The sequence below is a fragment of the Rhizobium sp. BK512 genome (assembly GCF_014194915.1).
GTDB lineage: Bacteria > Pseudomonadota > Alphaproteobacteria > Rhizobiales > Rhizobiaceae > Rhizobium.
In genome coordinates, this window is the sequence record NZ_JACIAS010000003.1 from 830,302 (window position 1) to 845,574 (window position 15,273).

Annotated in this window: 20 protein-coding genes; 9 read left to right on the plus strand and 11 right to left on the minus strand. The window is 58.7% G+C overall.

Annotation, left to right across the window (positions count from 1 at the left end):
* The first annotated feature begins 233 nt into the window (after positions 1 to 233).
* Positions 234 to 1,739 carry an oligosaccharide flippase family protein gene (locus FHX06_RS14720; RefSeq protein WP_183879833.1) on the plus strand — a complete coding sequence of 502 codons (1,506 nt, stop codon included), beginning with the start codon at positions 234 to 236 and terminating at the stop codon, positions 1,737 to 1,739.
* Between the two features lie 197 nt (positions 1,740 to 1,936).
* A complete protein-coding gene (locus FHX06_RS14725; protein WP_183879835.1) occupies positions 1,937 to 2,326 on the plus strand; it encodes a hypothetical protein in 390 nt (129 codons plus the stop codon).
* A gap of 90 nt (positions 2,327 to 2,416) precedes the next feature.
* Here the strand turns inward: FHX06_RS14725 and FHX06_RS14730 are convergent, their stop codons facing one another.
* Entirely contained in the window at positions 2,417 to 2,791 is a 375-nt protein-coding gene (locus tag FHX06_RS14730) for a GFA family protein (protein WP_113145343.1), read from the minus strand.
* A 13-nt stretch (positions 2,792 to 2,804) separates the two neighbouring features.
* Positions 2,805 to 3,068, minus strand: a complete 264-nt coding sequence (locus tag FHX06_RS14735; protein WP_113202036.1) for a hypothetical protein — start codon at positions 3,066 to 3,068, stop codon at positions 2,805 to 2,807.
* Between the two features lie 177 nt (positions 3,069 to 3,245).
* Here FHX06_RS14735 and FHX06_RS14740 point away from each other — a divergent pair, with 177 nt between their 5' ends.
* Positions 3,246 to 3,623 carry a hypothetical protein gene (locus tag FHX06_RS14740; protein WP_409564399.1) on the plus strand — a complete coding sequence of 126 codons (378 nt, stop codon included), beginning with the start codon at positions 3,246 to 3,248 and terminating at the stop codon, positions 3,621 to 3,623.
* 58 nt (positions 3,624 to 3,681) lie between these two features.
* Here the strand turns inward: FHX06_RS14740 and FHX06_RS14745 are convergent, their stop codons facing one another.
* Complete coding sequence (locus tag FHX06_RS14745; protein WP_112545264.1) at positions 3,682 to 4,236, minus strand: hypothetical protein; 555 nt, start codon at positions 4,234 to 4,236, stop codon at positions 3,682 to 3,684.
* A gap of 208 nt (positions 4,237 to 4,444) precedes the next feature.
* On the opposite strand from FHX06_RS14745, the gene FHX06_RS14750 reads away from it, so the two are divergent.
* A complete protein-coding gene (locus tag FHX06_RS14750; RefSeq protein ID WP_112545265.1) occupies positions 4,445 to 4,741 on the plus strand; it encodes a hypothetical protein in 297 nt (98 codons plus the stop codon).
* Here FHX06_RS14750 and xth read toward each other — a convergent pair.
* Positions 4,695 to 5,492 carry an exodeoxyribonuclease III gene (xth, locus tag FHX06_RS14755; RefSeq protein ID WP_183879942.1) on the minus strand — a complete coding sequence of 266 codons (798 nt, stop codon included), beginning with the start codon at positions 5,490 to 5,492 and terminating at the stop codon, positions 4,695 to 4,697. The two genes, FHX06_RS14750 and xth, sit on opposite strands and share 47 nt — an antisense overlap.
* Before the next feature lie 490 nt (positions 5,493 to 5,982).
* On the opposite strand from xth, the gene rpsU reads away from it, so the two are divergent.
* Together rpsU and FHX06_RS14765 are read left to right on the plus strand one after the other, a co-directional pair.
* The gene (gene rpsU, locus FHX06_RS14760) at positions 5,983 to 6,219 is read left to right on the plus strand and encodes a 30S ribosomal protein S21 (RefSeq protein ID WP_112545267.1); all 237 of its coding nucleotides are present in this window, start codon (positions 5,983 to 5,985) and stop codon (positions 6,217 to 6,219) included.
* A 69-nt stretch (positions 6,220 to 6,288) separates the two neighbouring features.
* A complete protein-coding gene (locus tag FHX06_RS14765) occupies positions 6,289 to 6,483 on the plus strand; it encodes a hypothetical protein (RefSeq protein WP_112545268.1) in 195 nt (64 codons plus the stop codon).
* Between the two features lie 9 nt (positions 6,484 to 6,492).
* Here the strand turns inward: FHX06_RS14765 and FHX06_RS14770 are convergent, their stop codons facing one another.
* Positions 6,493 to 7,761, minus strand: coding sequence for an acyltransferase family protein (locus FHX06_RS14770; protein WP_183879837.1), 1,269 nt, complete (start codon positions 7,759 to 7,761; stop codon positions 6,493 to 6,495).
* Between the two features lie 196 nt (positions 7,762 to 7,957).
* Positions 7,958 to 8,587, minus strand: coding sequence for an alpha/beta fold hydrolase (locus tag FHX06_RS14775; protein ID WP_183879839.1), 630 nt, complete (start codon positions 8,585 to 8,587; stop codon positions 7,958 to 7,960).
* A 312-nt stretch (positions 8,588 to 8,899) separates the two neighbouring features.
* Between FHX06_RS14775 and minC the strand changes: the two genes are divergently transcribed.
* From minC to minE, 3 genes are read left to right on the plus strand one after another with little or no spacing between them, the layout of a single operon-like run.
* Entirely contained in the window at positions 8,900 to 9,643 is a 744-nt protein-coding gene (gene minC, locus FHX06_RS14780) for a septum site-determining protein MinC (RefSeq protein WP_183879841.1), read from the plus strand.
* Positions 9,644 to 9,672: 29 nt separating this feature from the next.
* Positions 9,673 to 10,488 carry a septum site-determining protein MinD gene (gene minD, locus FHX06_RS14785; RefSeq protein WP_112545272.1) on the plus strand — a complete coding sequence of 272 codons (816 nt, stop codon included), beginning with the start codon at positions 9,673 to 9,675 and terminating at the stop codon, positions 10,486 to 10,488.
* Positions 10,485 to 10,742, plus strand: coding sequence for a cell division topological specificity factor MinE (gene minE, locus FHX06_RS14790; protein WP_112545273.1), 258 nt, complete (start codon positions 10,485 to 10,487; stop codon positions 10,740 to 10,742). Before minD ends, minE begins: the two co-directional genes overlap by 4 nt.
* 79 nt (positions 10,743 to 10,821) lie before the next feature.
* Here minE and FHX06_RS14795 read toward each other — a convergent pair whose 3' ends face one another.
* Genes FHX06_RS14795 through FHX06_RS14815 form a run of 5 tightly spaced genes read right to left on the minus strand, consistent with a single transcriptional unit; the run spans position 10,822 to position 15,239 of the window.
* Positions 10,822 to 11,709 carry a MurR/RpiR family transcriptional regulator gene (locus tag FHX06_RS14795; RefSeq protein ID WP_183879843.1) on the minus strand — a complete coding sequence of 296 codons (888 nt, stop codon included), beginning with the start codon at positions 11,707 to 11,709 and terminating at the stop codon, positions 10,822 to 10,824.
* A gap of 45 nt (positions 11,710 to 11,754) precedes the next feature.
* Positions 11,755 to 12,801, minus strand: coding sequence for an ABC transporter ATP-binding protein (locus FHX06_RS14800; protein WP_183879845.1), 1,047 nt, complete (start codon positions 12,799 to 12,801; stop codon positions 11,755 to 11,757).
* Positions 12,798 to 13,547 carry a glycerophosphodiester phosphodiesterase family protein gene (locus FHX06_RS14805; RefSeq protein WP_183879847.1) on the minus strand — a complete coding sequence of 250 codons (750 nt, stop codon included), beginning with the start codon at positions 13,545 to 13,547 and terminating at the stop codon, positions 12,798 to 12,800. The genes FHX06_RS14800 and FHX06_RS14805 overlap by 4 nt, the downstream gene beginning before the upstream one ends.
* A 23-nt stretch (positions 13,548 to 13,570) precedes the next feature.
* Positions 13,571 to 14,380 carry a carbohydrate ABC transporter permease gene (locus tag FHX06_RS14810; protein ID WP_113114364.1) on the minus strand — a complete coding sequence of 270 codons (810 nt, stop codon included), beginning with the start codon at positions 14,378 to 14,380 and terminating at the stop codon, positions 13,571 to 13,573.
* Positions 14,370 to 15,239, minus strand: a complete 870-nt coding sequence (locus FHX06_RS14815; RefSeq protein ID WP_183879849.1) for a carbohydrate ABC transporter permease — start codon at positions 15,237 to 15,239, stop codon at positions 14,370 to 14,372. The genes FHX06_RS14810 and FHX06_RS14815 overlap by 11 nt, the downstream gene beginning before the upstream one ends.
* Between the last annotated feature and the right edge of the window lie 34 nt (positions 15,240 to 15,273).

Genomic DNA, 15,273 nt, shown 5'->3' on the forward strand with positions numbered 1-15,273 from the left:
CTCCGGCCAAATTGGCCAATAAACGATTTTGTGTCGTCACAAAGGGCCGGATGAAATCCATGCATGTGCCGACCAATCTTCATATGCAGGATTGTAATTCCATCTTGACTATGCAGAAGTGAGTATAGATCGTCAACATAGAATATACACCAAAGTTGTTACTTTGGTAACACGTGCGGTACGCGTAATAATGCAAATATAAATGCCAGATAAACTCAATAGAACATGTGACCATGGGCACATCTAGTACGGCATCACTACTCGGCACAGATCAGGACCAGGAGCCGCGTAGTGTCTCTACATCGCGGGATGCGCTATGGGTTTCGGGCGCTCGTCTGGTCAGTCAGCTCTGCGGTATCGGTACGTTGCTCGTCGCGGCCCGCGTCCTCTCACCGGCCGACGTTGGCGTCTTTGCCATGGTCTCCTCGACCGTGTTGCTGCAATCGAAGATTGCCGAAGCCGGATGGAGCGAATACCTGATTGCTGCGCCGCACGATCGAGAGCTGCCCGGTACGGTCCTTTTTTGCGCGCTTGCAAGCGGTTTCGCCTTCACCATCCTTGGCCTGATCGGGCTTGCCGTTTCGCTCGTCTGGCTGGCACCCACCGGATCGATCTTTGTCACTCTCTTGCTGCTGATGGCGACCATCGTGCCCGGAACGTTCATTATCTGCCAGAGCGGCGTACTGGTCAGGGGACGACGCCTGCGTGAACTTGCCTGTTATCAGGCGGCATCGGAGTTTGCGGGCCTTCTGGTGACGACCGGGGGACTGTTGCTCGGCTGGGGCATTGTCGCGCTCGCGGCAGGACGCTGTTGCGTCGTCGTTGTCGCACTTCTGATGTCCACGGGCTTTGCGCGCTGGCTTCCGCGCTTCGAATTCCAACTCACAACCGCCCGCGAGGCGCTTGCCTATTCTACACGGCTCCTGGCGTCGCGCCTGATGCAGTTCGCGCAAAGTTACGGTGCGGAATTCCTGATCGTGTTCTTTATCGGCGCGACGGAGGTCGGCCTCTATAGAATGGCAAGCCGCATCGTCGGCGCGGTCACAGAGCTCATTTCTGAACCCGTGCGAATGCTGGCATGGAGTTATTTCTCCCGCCAGCAGAGTGCGGCGGGCGGCGGGGCGGAAGGCCTCAGCCGGCTCACGGGATTGATAATGGCGGCTACCGCATTTGCCGCTCTTCCCGTCTTCATGGGGCTTGCCGTCGTATCCGAGCAGCTCGTCAACGTGCTGCTTGGGGTCCAGTGGCTCGCGGCCGCCCCAGTGCTCATCCTTTTGGCAGCTGCGCGCGGCATTGCCGTCATCCAGATGCTCAACGAACCCGTACTCAGCATTATCGGCCGGGTCTCCCTGTTGCCACGGCTGAATATGCTGTTCACGGCAACAAGCCTCGCCTGCCTTGCGATTGCCGGCTGGGTCCGCCCGGACCTCGTCAATATCGCGATCGCGCAGGTCGTGGCTGCGGCATTGACCACCTCAATCTCTCTCTACTTCCTGCAGCGCGGCACGGGTTTTCGTTGGCCCTCCCTGTTGCGCAGGGTTCTTCCCGCCGGGCTGGGCGCCTGCGTCATGGTCGGCGCCGTGGGTCTGGCCCTGCATATGACAGGCGGCAGCCTGCATTTGCCCTTGGTGGACTTGTTGATGGGGGTTGTGGTTGGCTTGCTTGCCTATGTCGTCATCGCGTGGTCCAGCGGTCGCGCCCTGATGGCGGAGCTGAACCATGTGACAGGTGCGCGCTAGCGGCCCGGATGCTGATGCCCTCTAAAACCGAGCTTTGGTCGAGCGCCTCGACCGTGCAGTGGGGGACGAGATGCCCACTCGATTGTCTGTCGCGTGAGATTCCGGGCACAAGGCGGGATGTATCCGCGAGCTTCGAACTTATGACCGCTGAGCGCGTTCTCATCTTGCGATAATCGACCCGCCGGATGGAGGTGCCCATGACGGATATACGAACGCGCGGATTCAAAACGAAAGCCGAGCTTGATGAACATCTTGCCGATATCGAAAAGGCGGCCGAAGCGGAGGAGGCTATGTTGCCGCGGGTCGATCAATCGGCGGAGGAGCAGGAGACTGCCGAGCTCGCAAGATTGCAGGCGGACCTGACGTCGTTGCGCCGACGCGTCGCTCTCCTCCGCGAGCAGGCAAAGACCGCCATTTCGACACGCGCCCAATCGGCGGATGGGAGAGCCAATCAGCGGCTTGCGAACTATCCCTGGCTGAAACTCGCCGGCATCGTTGCCGTGACGCTCCTGGTGGCGGCACGGTCCAGGTCACTGCCTTCTTCTGGCATGACAGCGATGCCTCTCGCCTTTTTGCGTTCTCGCTAAGGGTGATCAGCCGAAGCGAATTATTGACGGGGAGTTCGGCGATAACCGGGATCGATCGCGTGTGGGCGATTGCCGAGCTCTACACGTCGATCAGATACGATCTTCCACGAACTGTTCTGCTCCCTCCACCGGCTGTAGCCAGGGTTCGCGCCGCTTGATCCAAAGCTCGTAGGTGGGCTTGAGGCCGGTTGGCGCATCCTCAAGCGTTCCGAGTTTGATCTCGGCCTCGTCTTCGTCGTAGGCAAAGACCCGCGAACCGCAGGTCGGGCAGAAACGGCGGCCGTGATGCACTGCGGTTTCCCCCGTGGTTTGGAAGGCGTCCTTCCGCCAGATGGCGTAGTAGGTAAAGGCTGCGCCGCTTTCCTGTCGGCAGTCGGTGCAATGGCAAAGCCCGATCCGTTTCGGCTCACCCTCGACCTGGTAGCGTATCTTGCCGCAACCGCAGCTCCCCTGTCGTATGGTCATCCAACTCCCTCCCTTAATGCTTCACTCCGACGAGCGTTTGATCGTCGTCGAAATTGCCGTTGCTCAAACTGTCGTAGCGATTGAGGCTTGGCTTGCCGCCGCGCGTGCCGAAGGGCGTCAACTGCACCATCATTTCCCTGGCGCGATCGAGTGCGGCTTCTTCGCTCGCCGCCGCCGCTTCGGGAAGGCGTACTGTCAACTGCTCACCGGCGTCGCCGAAGAAATCGACATGCCAGACCTTGTGCCGGTGCGTTACCTTTGCGTCGCTCACATACATTGAAACCTCCCTTCGGCTTTTCCGCGGGCTACGCTTCTCTCGTGGCTTGGAATTCATTGTATCAACCGATATGCTCGCGGTTGGTTCCGGGGGCTTCGTTTCCTGGGCTCTGCGTGGGCGTGGTTCACTCAAGGCTTCACTCCGCGCTGCCAAGAGACGGGCATTCATCGAGGAGCCTTGCTTGATACAAGCTGGCTTGCGTCGCAAGTCGAGATGATCGACGCATCCAATTGCAATCCTCTGCGTTCACTTCAAACACCACATCTGTTCGAACGCTCGAAAGGAACGCATATGAGTTTTCCAGTTCCGACAACCATTGATCCTACGCGTCGGTATCAGGAGGCGACAGACGCTGCCCGTATGGCCTTGGAGGCGCTTGTCGCTGATGCCAACGCGGCGGGCTGGAGCACGGATGAAATAACAGTGGCACTGGTTGAGGCGGCTCGCTCGCTCAAGGAAGCAAACACAAGGGATCCAGATCCCGCCGAGGATCCGTCGATCAGCGATATCGATGCGAAGCAAGGACAGATTGGGCGTGGTGAGTTATTCGACTGAGTGACGACCCGGCGACCGCTCACGAACATGAGGTCGCATCTGGCACAGGATCGTCTCGTCAGATCCTGATCTGCAGCAGACCGCCCCTGGCAACCTGTCTACCGTGGCACCAGAACGGGTGGATCATGTCACTTATAGTCAGGATATCGGCGCATGGAACGAGCGGCGACCATCCTTCATCGGCATCGAGGCCAACGAAAGCCAGCCGTGTCAGTGATCTTGTACCTGAAAGCAAATCTTCGTCATCGACGGTGATGTCTACCAGCAGTACTTCCGGAGCCCGCACGGAGCAATCGACCGCTTCCCGAGCGATCGTCGTCACCGATATGCTCGGCCCGATATAGAAGGCCATGATTGTGTTGTTGTCGAAATCGGAGATGGCGGGAACGAGCAGATTTGGTGGTAAGGCTGTCAGCGTGTCGCGTGTGCCGTCGAACCGATGCCCGGTAACGTCCTCACCTGCGAGACTGCAATTTCCCGAAAACTGATAGAAGATTTCGCGTCGGGTCAGATATTCAACCGTCCACTGACCGATATGATCGGCTGCATTTGAAATCGTGAGCGCGGCGATCTCCGAGACGACTTCGTGGAAAGTGGTGCGAGCGTTGGCCATGGCAATTTCTCCTTGAGAGAACAAAGGCGGTGGACGGATGAATGTTCCACCAAAAGAGAATAACGCCCATGCGTGGGTGATGACCCACGGCTTCGATCGCGGCCGTGCTTTCAGGGCCGTGCTTTCAGGAAGGTACCGCCGAGCCACGCAATGAGCGCCATCATATTGACGCAGTGCGCGTTAACCTTTGAGAGCGAAGGAGATGAGCATGGCCGGCTACGATAGCTATTATATCGAGATCACCACGCGTCTTCGATCCGTGCGATCTTTCTGCGACTTCCTGTCGAGCGGCGGGACGGTCGGTGTTGCTTCGGCGGATGGTAAACGCTACGGCGATGTTACCCCCGATCTGCTTGCAAGAACACGCAAGGAAGCAGAGGCACTGGATCGCATACGCCGGCAACTTTTTCCGGAGCGTGCGGATGAGGAGGTTTCGCCGGCGCTCTATACTTGTGAACTCAACGGCTCTCGCCCCCCACGTAAGGCAGGTCGAGCTCAATCATGACGGGTGCATGATCGCTCGTGTGGTTCCACCGTCGCGGATTGCGCCGGACGCTCACAGAGCGAAGATGTGGGGCGATGTCTGGGCTGAGAAGCACATGGTCGATCCGCAGTCCGGCATCCCGTTCGAATGAGTTTCTCCAGTATTTCCAGAAGGTGTAGATTCGCTCGTCCGGATGAAGGTGGCGAAGCGCATCCGTCCATCCCTGTTGAACCAGTCTGGCATAGGCCTTCCTGACCTCTGGTCTGAACAGGGCATCATCGCGCCAACGTTCCGGCGAATAGACATCCATGTCTGTCGGTATGACGTTGAAGTCGCCGATGAGGAGGGTCGGGACTTCGATGTCCAGGAGCTCTCCGGCATAGTGATGCAGGCGTTGAAACCAGCGCAGCTTGTAGTCGAACTTGGCGCCGGGCGCAGGGTTGCCGTTTGGAAGATAGAGGCAGCAGATCAGCAGACCGCTTACAGCAGCCTCGATGTAGCGGCTGTGGCTGTCGTCCAGGTCTCCCGGCAAGCCTCGGCGCGTAAGCACCGGCAGAACGTCTCTCGCAAGGATTGCCACGCCATTCCAGCTCTTTTGGCCGTGCCAGACGGCGCGATAGCCTAAGCGTTCGATCTCCCGTTGGGGGAATTTATCATCGGGAGTCTTCAGCTCCTGAAGGCAGGCGATGTCCGGCGCATCTTCTTGCAGCCATCGCACGAGTATTGGGAGGCGGCCGACAATTCCGTTGATATTGTAGGTGGCTATTTTCAATCGACCTCCAGACGGCGAGGCGGGCCGGACAGGTTGGGTGCTCGTCTGCCATTTCGTTGGCCATGGCGGGAAACCGGAAAAATCGCCATGTTCACCATCCCCGTCGCGTCCGGTTGACACGGTCCGCACTCGGCGAGGGGAATGTACATGGCTTCAGAAAGTTCCTTTGCCCGGACGCCGAGGTGGAATCAGGCCGGCTTGCAATAACGTCACCCCGCTCTTACTTACCTCCTATCACCCGTATCGGATGGGTAAGCTCCCATCGGACCGCAGGATCTCCTCTTGAGGAAGCGCGGTCCAGACAAGACTTTCGCAAACATCGACCATTGGCTGGTCCAGTACCTATCGCAGCCGCGACCACGCAGCGGCAAAGCCAGATCCTCTGATCGTTTGATCCAAGCCTGCTTGGATTTGCGCCCACCCGTGCAGGACGAATGCCGTGAAATCGCCAGGCGAGCGGGTTCGCTACCATCATTCGCAAGGAGAAAACATGCAGGTCATCGTTAGAGACAACAATGTTGAACAGGCTCTGCGGGCGCTGAAAAAGAAGATGCAGCGCGAAGGACTGTTTCGAGAAATGAAGGAGCGCCGGGCCTATGAGAAGCCCTCCGAGCGACGCGTCCGTGAAAAAGCCCAGGCTATAGCCCGGCAGCGCAAGGCTGCCCGCAAGAAGATGCAGCGTGAAGGGCTTCTACCGGCAGCAAGACGCCGCGCGTCTGCGCGCTGATAACGGCAGCGCTGCCGCAATAAGCCGGTGGCGCTCTATTCTTGCCCCTCTGTTCTGGAAAGGGACATCATGGAAGAGTTGCGTAGTTTGACGGTTTCCGATGATCGGCTTGACGATTGCCGCGAGGCTATCGGACCTGATCTGCAGGATCTGATCGAGGCGACTGTGGCTTCTGGTTTTACGATCGAGGAAACACTGATTGCGATCAGCGAACTGGTGGCAGAAGATTTCGCCTCCGCGGTAAGGCTCCCGAGCGTTCACTGAGGAGGGCACTCAAGCGCGCGATACGCGGTCTCGAGGTGGTGCGTCATGATTGTCGACCACTTTTTCTTCTCCATCGAGCGCGTTTTGCATTTCCTCGAGAACGCGAATGAGCTGCGAAGTCGTCGGCGTTGCGTGGCTAGAGATAACCGGGTCGGCAGCAATATCGACGGGCATTCTCTGGCCTGTCCGCGACAGCGCTGGCAGCAGGCTCACGATGAGCCGGGCGAAGAACTTCTTTCGGCGTTCGGCGACCTCAGCCAGCAGGAAACAAAGGACGAAGCAGGCAACCAGCAGGGCTGCCGCCGTCGGAACATGCTCCTCCACCGGATGCAGGAAGGATGCAAACATGAGGATGAGCGGCTGGTGGACAAGATAGAGCGTAAAGCTGCCGCCAGCCAGCCATCTGATCGCCGGACCCGTCTTTTCGAACAGTGCCGGAGCCTGTCGAAGCAGCGATGCCGCACCGATAAGATGCAAGACCACGGCAACGCCAATGAGATTGAAGTAGACGAAATTGATCGCTTCTTGAGGTGGTGACCAGGTCTCGTACATGTTGGTTGCGGCGCGATCGGCGAAAAATTTCAAGCTGAAGAACAGCACGACCGATGCGGCAATCATTGCGATTGCGATGGGACGCCGAAAGGGTGGGCGCTCGATGACGCACTTCATCGTCAACCAGCCCATGAGCCATAGCGGCATATACATCAGGATTTTCGGACCGGCCAAAGCGGCCCAGAGGCACAGCAACGGTATTTTCGTGCGGCTCGGCGAAAAGGCCAACAGGCCGAAGAACAGGTAGTATTGAACTTCAAAGCCCAGCGACCAGTAAGGTTCGCCGCTGCCGAAAACGGCATGTGCAAACCATAGTTGATTGGTGAAGGTCACGTAGGCGAGCGCGGCTTCGACCGAAACTGGCGTGAAAAATCCGGTGTTGATGAAATCGTAGTAGAAGGCGTTCGCATGTGTCCCGATATTGTCGGCCACGAAGATCACCGCAATCGCCAGCAGGGCAACAGGCATAATTCGGGCGAGACGGGCGACAAGGTATACGCGCCACTCCCTTTCGCTCACCTGCCTGACATAGCTGATAACAAATCCTGAAAGAACAAAGAAAACGGCGACCGCTTCCCGCCCCCAACCAAGAGGTCCGATCTTGATGGAGGGGAGAAGGAAGACATGCGCGTGGGAGAGAAATACGACAACGGCTGCGCCGAACCGCAGCAGGTCGAGATAGATGGAAAGATTGCCGTGGATCTTCCTGCTGTCAGTCGCGCCCATGCCTTATTTCCCGCCGGATGACAAAGCGCATGTTCAGTTGAGAGCCGCTTCGTTCAGGACCTGATTTCCGCGCGGATGCGCGAGGGCGCCATTCGATCAAGCAAACCCTTTAAAAATGTTTAGTGAATAGTCTTAAAATGCAGAGAAGTGGCCGCTTTCGACAGAAAAATCGCGTTATGCGCGTATTTCCCGACTACTATAATCGTTTTGCCCAGGCCGCTGCATATGCGGATAGTTTTTGCATGTGGTCGCCGGCGGAATAGCCTGAGATCTTCTTCCGTGGCTTGAGGTCGTGGTCGCCATCTTCCAGCCAGAGCAGATCGATCTGATTGGAGAGCGAATAGGTTGCGACCTCGTCTCTTGATCCAAAGGGGTCACGCGTTCCCTGGCAGATCAGCGTGGGCGTTTGCAGGCTCTGCAGATGCGCGGTGCGAAGCTGGTCCGGCTTTCCCGGCGGGTGAAACGGATATCCGAGGCAAAGCAGGCCCCGGATTTTCTTCGCCGCAAAAGTCTCGTCTGCGATCATGCTTGCGACACGACCGCCCATCGACTTGCCCCCGATGATCAGGTTGCCGGCATCGAGTTCACCGATGGCTGCACGATATTCGCCGAGCAGATGGTCTGCACGAGGCGGCGGCTTTACCGCTCCGGTCTGGCGACGCTGGGCCATATAGGCAAACTCGAATCGCGCCACCTTGAAGCCGCCGTCTGCGAGCGCTTTCGATAGACCGGTCATCGACGCAGAATCCATCGCTCCGCCTGCACCATGAGCAAGGAGGATGGTGAAACTCGCCGTTTCCGGTCCCGTAATCAAAAAGCTGGTCATTTCTTCTCCGCCTGCCCTTGATGTGAGTCTGTCATACAGGCGGCGATACTCTGCGAGCGAACATGCGATCTTAGCAAGAGCATGGCTCCCAATCGACCGAAGGCTTTCCGGTTTCTATTGCCCCTCAAATCAAGCAAGGCCCTGATTTTTCCGACAAAAGGCTGAAATATAACCCGCATGAGGTGCGGCGTTGAGTGATTGTTCGCTACCGTTTCAGGGAGCCATTTTTTGGCTCCATCAACCCTGCGTTAACGATTTGTTAACCATGAAGCAGCTAAAGCTTTTAAACCGAAATTAACCAAGTTTACTAACGTGTTAACTGAAGCGCGCTCCATTCGCATCAAAGGCAGATCGTTTCTTGCGGTCGTGCTGACACCTGATTTGCCGTTCGAGGATTGGCTCGTACGTCTCGACGACCTCGCTGCGAGATCAGCTGGTTTCTTCCTCGGCAGGCCGGTTGTTCTGGATGTCAGTGAACTCGCGCTGGATCGTGCCGCCCTCAAGGGAATGGTTGCGGCTCTCGGCGAGCGCGGCGTCAGGGTGATGGGTATTGAAGGCGCGCGACCATCGCAGCTCGACGCCAGCATGCCGCCGGGCATGGTTGGTGGGCGACCGGCCGCTGATGTGGAGATGCCTACCGCTAGCGCGGAGACCGAGGCGCGGAAACCGAACAAGGCGCAGGCGCCCGAAGTGCGAGAGGTCGTTGCACCGGTTGTTCGTGCAGCTCCGTCTTCGCTTGTACTGCATGAGCCGGTGCGCTCCGGTCAGTCGATTGTTTTTCCCGAGGGGGATGTAACGGTCATCGGATCCATCGCTTCGGGCGCTGAAGTTATCGCTGGTGGTTCGATTCACGTTTATGGCGCGCTTCGCGGACGCGCACTCGCCGGGTCGATCGGCAATTCAGCGGCGCGAATCTTCTGCCGCAAGCTGGAGGCCGAGCTTCTGGCAATCGACGGGATCTATAAGACCGCCGACGATCTGCCGGCGGATCTGCGTGGCCAGGCTGCGCAATTATGGCTTGAGAATGATGCGATCATGGCGTCGCGACTGATTTAACGGGTGAATGGTTCAAACAGGAGAGGGATATGGGAAAGGTCATTGTTGTAACCTCGGGTAAGGGCGGCGTTGGCAAGACAACCTCGACTGCAGCGTTGGGGGCCGCGCTGGCGCAAAGAAACGAGAAGGTCGTGGTCGTCGATTTCGACGTTGGCCTTCGCAACCTCGATCTCGTCATGGGCGCCGAGCGCAGGGTCGTCTATGACATGATCAATGTCATTCAGGGCGACGCCAAGCTGACCCAGGCGCTGATCCGTGACAAGCGCCTCGAAACGCTTTTCCTGCTGCCGGCGTCCCAGACCCGCGACAAGGACTGCCTCACCGAAGAAGGCGTCGAGCGCGTCATCACCGAGCTTAAGAAGCATTTCGACTGGGTCATCTGCGACAGCCCGGCCGGTATCGAACGTGGTGCAACGCTTGCGATGCGGCATGCCGATATCGCCGTGATCGTCACCAATCCGGAAGTTTCCTCGGTACGCGATTCCGATCGCATCATCGGTCTTCTGGATGCCAAGACGGAAAAGGCGGAGCGCGGCGAGCGCATCGAAAAGCATCTGCTTCTCACCCGCTACGATGTCACCCGTGCCGAACGCGGCGACATGCTGAAGGTGGATGACGTGCTCGAGATCCTGTCGATCCCGCTGCTCGGTATCATCCCGGAAAGCATGGATGTGTTGCGTGCGTCCAACCTTGGCGCTCCGGTGACGCTTGCAGATCAGAGTAGTGCGCCGGCCAAGGCCTATTTCGAAGCGGTCCGTCGCCTTAATGGCGAAGTTCTTCCGGTTTCGATCCCCGGCGAGAAGCGTGGTCTGTTTGGCAAGATCTTCGGACGGAGGGCAGCATGAGCGTATTCGATTTCTTTCAGAAGAGGAAAACCGCGCCGGTTGCGCGCGAACGCCTGCAACTGCTTTTGGCACATGAACGAATCTCTCCCGGATCGGATCTCGTTTCGATCCTTCGAGAAGAGATCCTTGCTGTGATCGCCAAGCATGTCGAAATCGAAGGCGATCGCCTGCAGATCAGGATCGATCGCGGCGAGAACGTCTCAATCCTCGAAATCGACGTCGAAATCCCCGCCAAGGCCGCCCGGGCGGCTTGAGCTACGAGCTGATTTATCCGGGAGGCTGAAATGTCTCCCGGGAAAATCTCATGTTCCTCACGGTGGCGGATTTCTGGCCTTACAGGATCACCGGTGAGAGACCGCAGTCGGCGCGGAAAGCCTTGAAGGCCCCAAGCGCCCGCAGCGAGCGGCCGTCATCGATTGCGGCCAGGTCGAGAATGATCGCGTTGGCGATTGTCATGGGAACGACGAGAGATTGGGATTCGCCGGCGTCGCCGCGGGAGACCGAAATCTGCCTGTCGGGTGCCGGATCGATGCGGATACTGAGCAGATCGGTCAGCGCCAGCACCCTGGCACCTCTTTCGGCTGCGATCTTTCGGATCTGTTGGATGAGGGGCGAGGCCTTGCGGAAGGCAAGCAGCCAGACGACATCGCCGGTTTCCAACGTAGCCAGCACTTCGGCGATCAGATGCATCTGGCTGGCGAGATCGACTGACGGATAGCCCGAGCGATTGAGCCTGAGGGCGATGAGCGAGGCGAGGGCGGCAGAATGCCCGCGCCCGAAGACGAAGACGCGTCGGCAATCGCGCAGCACTTCGGAAAAACCTCTGATATCGGCGTCGGCAACGGCGTTGCGCACCTGCTGGAGCGCAGTGATCTCGCTGTCGAGAACGGAGGAAAGCACGCCGCCGTCTTCCGCCCGGACGAGACGGGCGGCCATGCGGGCGGCCGGGCTTTCAAAATCGCCGCCGCCTTCGATGAGATTCGCCTGCAGAAAGGTCCGGAATTCCGGATAGCCTTTAAAGCCAAGGCGGCGTGCCAGCCGCACCGCCGAGGCCGGATGTACTCCGGCGCGGAAGGAGACCGCTTTGCCGTTTTCCATCGCCGCGCGGATAGGATCCTGCATCATCACGTCGAGAAGGCGCGTATCGGCCTCGGTGAGCTTCGTCGAGTTGCGGCTGATAAGATCGCCGAGAAGCTGCGGAATCTCGCTTTGTCTTTCCATTGCATCACTTCTTGCGCTTTTCCAAACCGGAACGATCAGCGGCGTCTAAATTCGACGATCTCCAGCTGAAAGATCGACACGGCTCCCGCTCTGGTTATCGAAAAACACGGCCTGGTCAAGGTCGCACATGACCCAGAAGTTGTCGGAATGGCGTGGTACATCCTTGCGCGGGCTGGTAAGCGTGATGCGTCCGGCCGGGCTCTCACAATGCAGGATGATATCAGACCCTGTCATCTCCGACAGCATGAGCCGGACGGGCAGGGCAGGCTCCGCAGGTTCCTCGGCGCGGATCGTCATGGATTCGGGCCTTAGCCCGGCGGTCAGGCCCGATCGGCCCTGCCAACCGGGAAGGTGCTCGACAGGCATGAAATTCATCGCGGGAACACCCAGGAAGCCCGCAACAAAGCGGTTCTGCGGCTGGTCATAGATTGCCTCCGGCGTGTCGAACTGCAGGAGATTACCGTCCTTCATCACCGCGATCCTGTCGGCCAGTGAAAGCGCCTCGGTCTGGTCATGCGTGACATAAACGATTGTCGCGCCGAGCTGGCGATGCAACTCCTTGATTTCAGTGCGCATGGCGACCCGCAGCGCGTTGTCGAGGTTTGACAGCGGCTCGTCCATCAGGAAGATGGAACTGTTGCGCGCCATGGCCCGGCCCATCGCCACGCGCTGACGCTGACCGCCGGAAAGGGCACCCGGCTTGCGATCGAGATAGGCTTCGAGCTGCAACGTCTTTGCCACATCTTGAGCCCGCGCATTGCGCTCGGCTTTCGGCATGCCGCGCAGTTCCAGGCCGAAGGCAATATTCTCGCGCACCGTCATATGGGGATAGAGCGCGTAGTTCTGGAAGATCATGGCGATGTCGCGATCTTGCGGAGCGAGATCGTTGGCACGCCGACCGCCGATTTCGATATCGCCCTCATCGCATCGCTCAAGCCCTGCGATGAGGCGCAGCAGGGTAGACTTGCCGCAACCGGAAGGGCCAACGATAACGATGAATTCGCCGGACTTGATATCCATGGAGACGCCATGCAGGACTTGCGGGCCGCCGACGTATGATTTTCTGATATCGCGTACGACGATCCCGCTCATTGCGCAGTCTCCACCTCGAAGCGATTGCGTATGGCGATGGCAAGGCTTGGGCGGTCTGTCGTGAAGACTTTCACGCCAAGTGCCAGCACCCTTTCGATCTGCCTGGCCGAATGGGCGGCCCAGCAACCAAAATCGAGCCCTGCGGCTTCAATTTCAGCCATCAGTGCCGTATCGGCGGTGTCCACGTGGACGCCGATTTCCGGGATATTATGAGACTTCGCGACTTCGATAACAGCTGCGGCCCCGAGCTGACGCAGCACCGGCGGGCTAACGAGCCAGAGTTTCGGCCGGCTGGTTGCCGCTGAAAGCGCATCCTGCGATTCCACCAGAAAGGAGGAGAATATCGTCCTTTCGAGCATACCGTGGCGGGCGAGAATCTCTACGACATGCGGTACGAAATTCTCATAGGGGCGACCGTCGACCCCCGGCTTGATCTCGCAGCGGAAGTCAACCGTGCTGTCGGCATAGAGGGCGCAGAGTTCGGCAAGCGAGATCGGATGTCCGCCGGCGCCGTAATTGATGACGGCGGCGCGAACTTCCGCCTCGCTCATCGCCGCGATCACGCCGCTGCGGTCCGTCGTTCCGTCAAGAGTGGCGTCGTGATGAACCATGATTGCGCCGTCGGCTGTCGGATGGACGTCGAACTCGACTTCTTCCAGCGCCATTCTTGCCGTCGCGGCAAAACCGTGCGGCGTGCTGTCGCCGAATTCCAGAGTGCCGCCGCGATGCGAAGCGATGCGTGTCATTCTATGCTTGTCCTTGTTCATGATTATTTGACCGCGCCGAGCGTAATGCCGCGCACGAGATGTCGCTCGACCAGCAGGAAGCCGAGCAGCACGGGCAGCATGCTGAGGGTGCAGGCCGCCATGACGAGTGGCCAATCGACCAGACCTTCGCCGGGATTGATGCGATAAAGGCGAGCAAGACCGATCTGCAGTGTGTAGAGGTCTTCCTTGCCAACGGCGACGAGCGGCCAGATGTAGTTGTTCCACTCACTGATGAATATGTAGAGCCCCATGGAAAAGATGGCGGGCTTCGCGATCGGCACGATCACGCGCCACAGCACCTGCAGCGGTGTTGCGCCGTCCATATAGGCGGCCTCGTCCAGCGCTTTCGGGATGCCCTTGATATATTGGCGCAGGAAGAAGGCGGCAAAGCCATTCGAGATCGCGGGCAGGATGAGACCGGCATAAGTATCGAGCAGGCCGGCCTTGGCGAGTGTCAGGTAGTTCGGGATCAGGCTGATATGGCTCGGGATCATCAGCGTGGCGACGGTCGCGCCAAAGAGCAGGTTGCCGCCGCGGAACTGGTAGCGCGCGAAGGCAAAGGCTGCCATGGTTGCGACCGTAATGCCGAGCAGCGTGACCAGGCCCGACACGATGATGCTGTTCAGCAGGTAGCGGGCGAAATTGTATTCGGCGACGGCCCGGACATAGTTGTCGAGCGTGAACTCGTACTGGCCCGTGTAATAGGACTGCGCTGTCTCGAACGACATCCAGATCGAATAGAGTACGGGCGACAGGAAGATCAGGCCGGCAGCAAGCGCGAGCCCGGTCACAAGACGGTTCTTAAGCCTCATAGTGAACCCTCCGGCCGATGACGAAGGATTTGATCAGCGCGAGCACGATCAGGAAGATGAAGAGCAGGACGGCGAGCGCCGATCCCCTGCCGATATCGAAAAGGGTAAAACCGACGCGGTAGAGCAGATTGACCAGCATATCGGTCGCACCCGCCGGGCCGCCGCGGGTCATGATGTTGACGATGGTGAAGACCTGAAAGGCCTCGATCACCGAAATCACCAGCAGGAAATAGGTGGTCGGCATGACCAGGGGCACGGTCACGCGCCGGAAGACATGAAGGCGCCGGCCGCCATCCACGGCGGCAGCATCATAAAGTTCCTGCGGCACCGCCTGCAGGCCGGCGATATAGATCACGATATCGTAGCCGAGCTGCTTCCATGTGTTGACTATTATCAGCACCCAGAGCGCGAGTTGCGGATCCTGGAGCCATTGCACCTTGCCGAGGCCGAGCGAGGTCAGCGCCGCATTGACCATGCCGTAATCGGTGGCGAAGACCCAGGAGAAAACAACGGCGATCGAGACTGTGGAGGTTACGGAAGGCAGAAACAGCGCTCCACGCAGGAGCCGTGAGGGCAGGGTTTCGCGCACGAGATAGCTTGCAACGGCAAGCGCCAACGCCAGCCGGATCGGCACCGAGAACAGCGCAAAGATCGCGGTTACCTGCAAGGAATTCCAGAAGTCGCGGGAGTTCAAAAGCAGGCGGTAATTCTCAAAGCCGACGAAAGGCATAGTCGGCGACAGGAAGTCCCAGTGCCGGAAACTGAGGTTCACGCTGGTGATGACGGGAATGTAGGTGAAGACCGTGATGAAGATCATCAACGGTGCGACGAGAAGATAGGGTGTGAGTTTGCGCAGCATGGGACCGGAACAGTTGAGACGACGGGCCGTTCAA

Coding starts and splice junctions, on each gene's coding strand:
- FHX06_RS14720 (WP_183879833.1), top strand. CDS start 234: ATGGGCACATCTAGTACGGCATCACTACTCGGCACAGATCAGGACCAG.
- FHX06_RS14805 (WP_183879847.1), bottom strand. CDS start 13,547: ATGACACGCATCGCTTCGCATCGCGGCGGCACTCTGGAATTCGGCGAC.
- FHX06_RS14730 (WP_113145343.1), bottom strand. CDS start 2,791: ATGACCATACGACAGGGGAGCTGCGGTTGCGGCAAGATACGCTACCAG.
- FHX06_RS14725 (WP_183879835.1), top strand. CDS start 1,937: ATGACGGATATACGAACGCGCGGATTCAAAACGAAAGCCGAGCTTGAT.
- FHX06_RS14735 (WP_113202036.1), bottom strand. CDS start 3,068: ATGTATGTGAGCGACGCAAAGGTAACGCACCGGCACAAGGTCTGGCAT.
- FHX06_RS14775 (WP_183879839.1), bottom strand. CDS start 8,587: ATGACCAGCTTTTTGATTACGGGACCGGAAACGGCGAGTTTCACCATC.
- FHX06_RS14800 (WP_183879845.1), bottom strand. CDS start 12,801: ATGAGCGGGATCGTCGTACGCGATATCAGAAAATCATACGTCGGCGGC.
- FHX06_RS14815 (WP_183879849.1), bottom strand. CDS start 15,239: ATGCTGCGCAAACTCACACCCTATCTTCTCGTCGCACCGTTGATGATC.
- FHX06_RS14765 (WP_112545268.1), top strand. CDS start 6,289: ATGGAAGAGTTGCGTAGTTTGACGGTTTCCGATGATCGGCTTGACGAT.
- FHX06_RS14750 (WP_112545265.1), top strand. CDS start 4,445: ATGGCCGGCTACGATAGCTATTATATCGAGATCACCACGCGTCTTCGA.
- FHX06_RS14810 (WP_113114364.1), bottom strand. CDS start 14,380: ATGAGGCTTAAGAACCGTCTTGTGACCGGGCTCGCGCTTGCTGCCGGC.
- FHX06_RS14745 (WP_112545264.1), bottom strand. CDS start 4,236: ATGGCCAACGCTCGCACCACTTTCCACGAAGTCGTCTCGGAGATCGCC.
- minD (WP_112545272.1), top strand. CDS start 9,673: ATGGGAAAGGTCATTGTTGTAACCTCGGGTAAGGGCGGCGTTGGCAAG.
- minE (WP_112545273.1), top strand. CDS start 10,485: ATGAGCGTATTCGATTTCTTTCAGAAGAGGAAAACCGCGCCGGTTGCG.
- rpsU (WP_112545267.1), top strand. CDS start 5,983: ATGCAGGTCATCGTTAGAGACAACAATGTTGAACAGGCTCTGCGGGCG.
- FHX06_RS14795 (WP_183879843.1), bottom strand. CDS start 11,709: ATGGAAAGACAAAGCGAGATTCCGCAGCTTCTCGGCGATCTTATCAGC.
- FHX06_RS14770 (WP_183879837.1), bottom strand. CDS start 7,761: ATGGGCGCGACTGACAGCAGGAAGATCCACGGCAATCTTTCCATCTAT.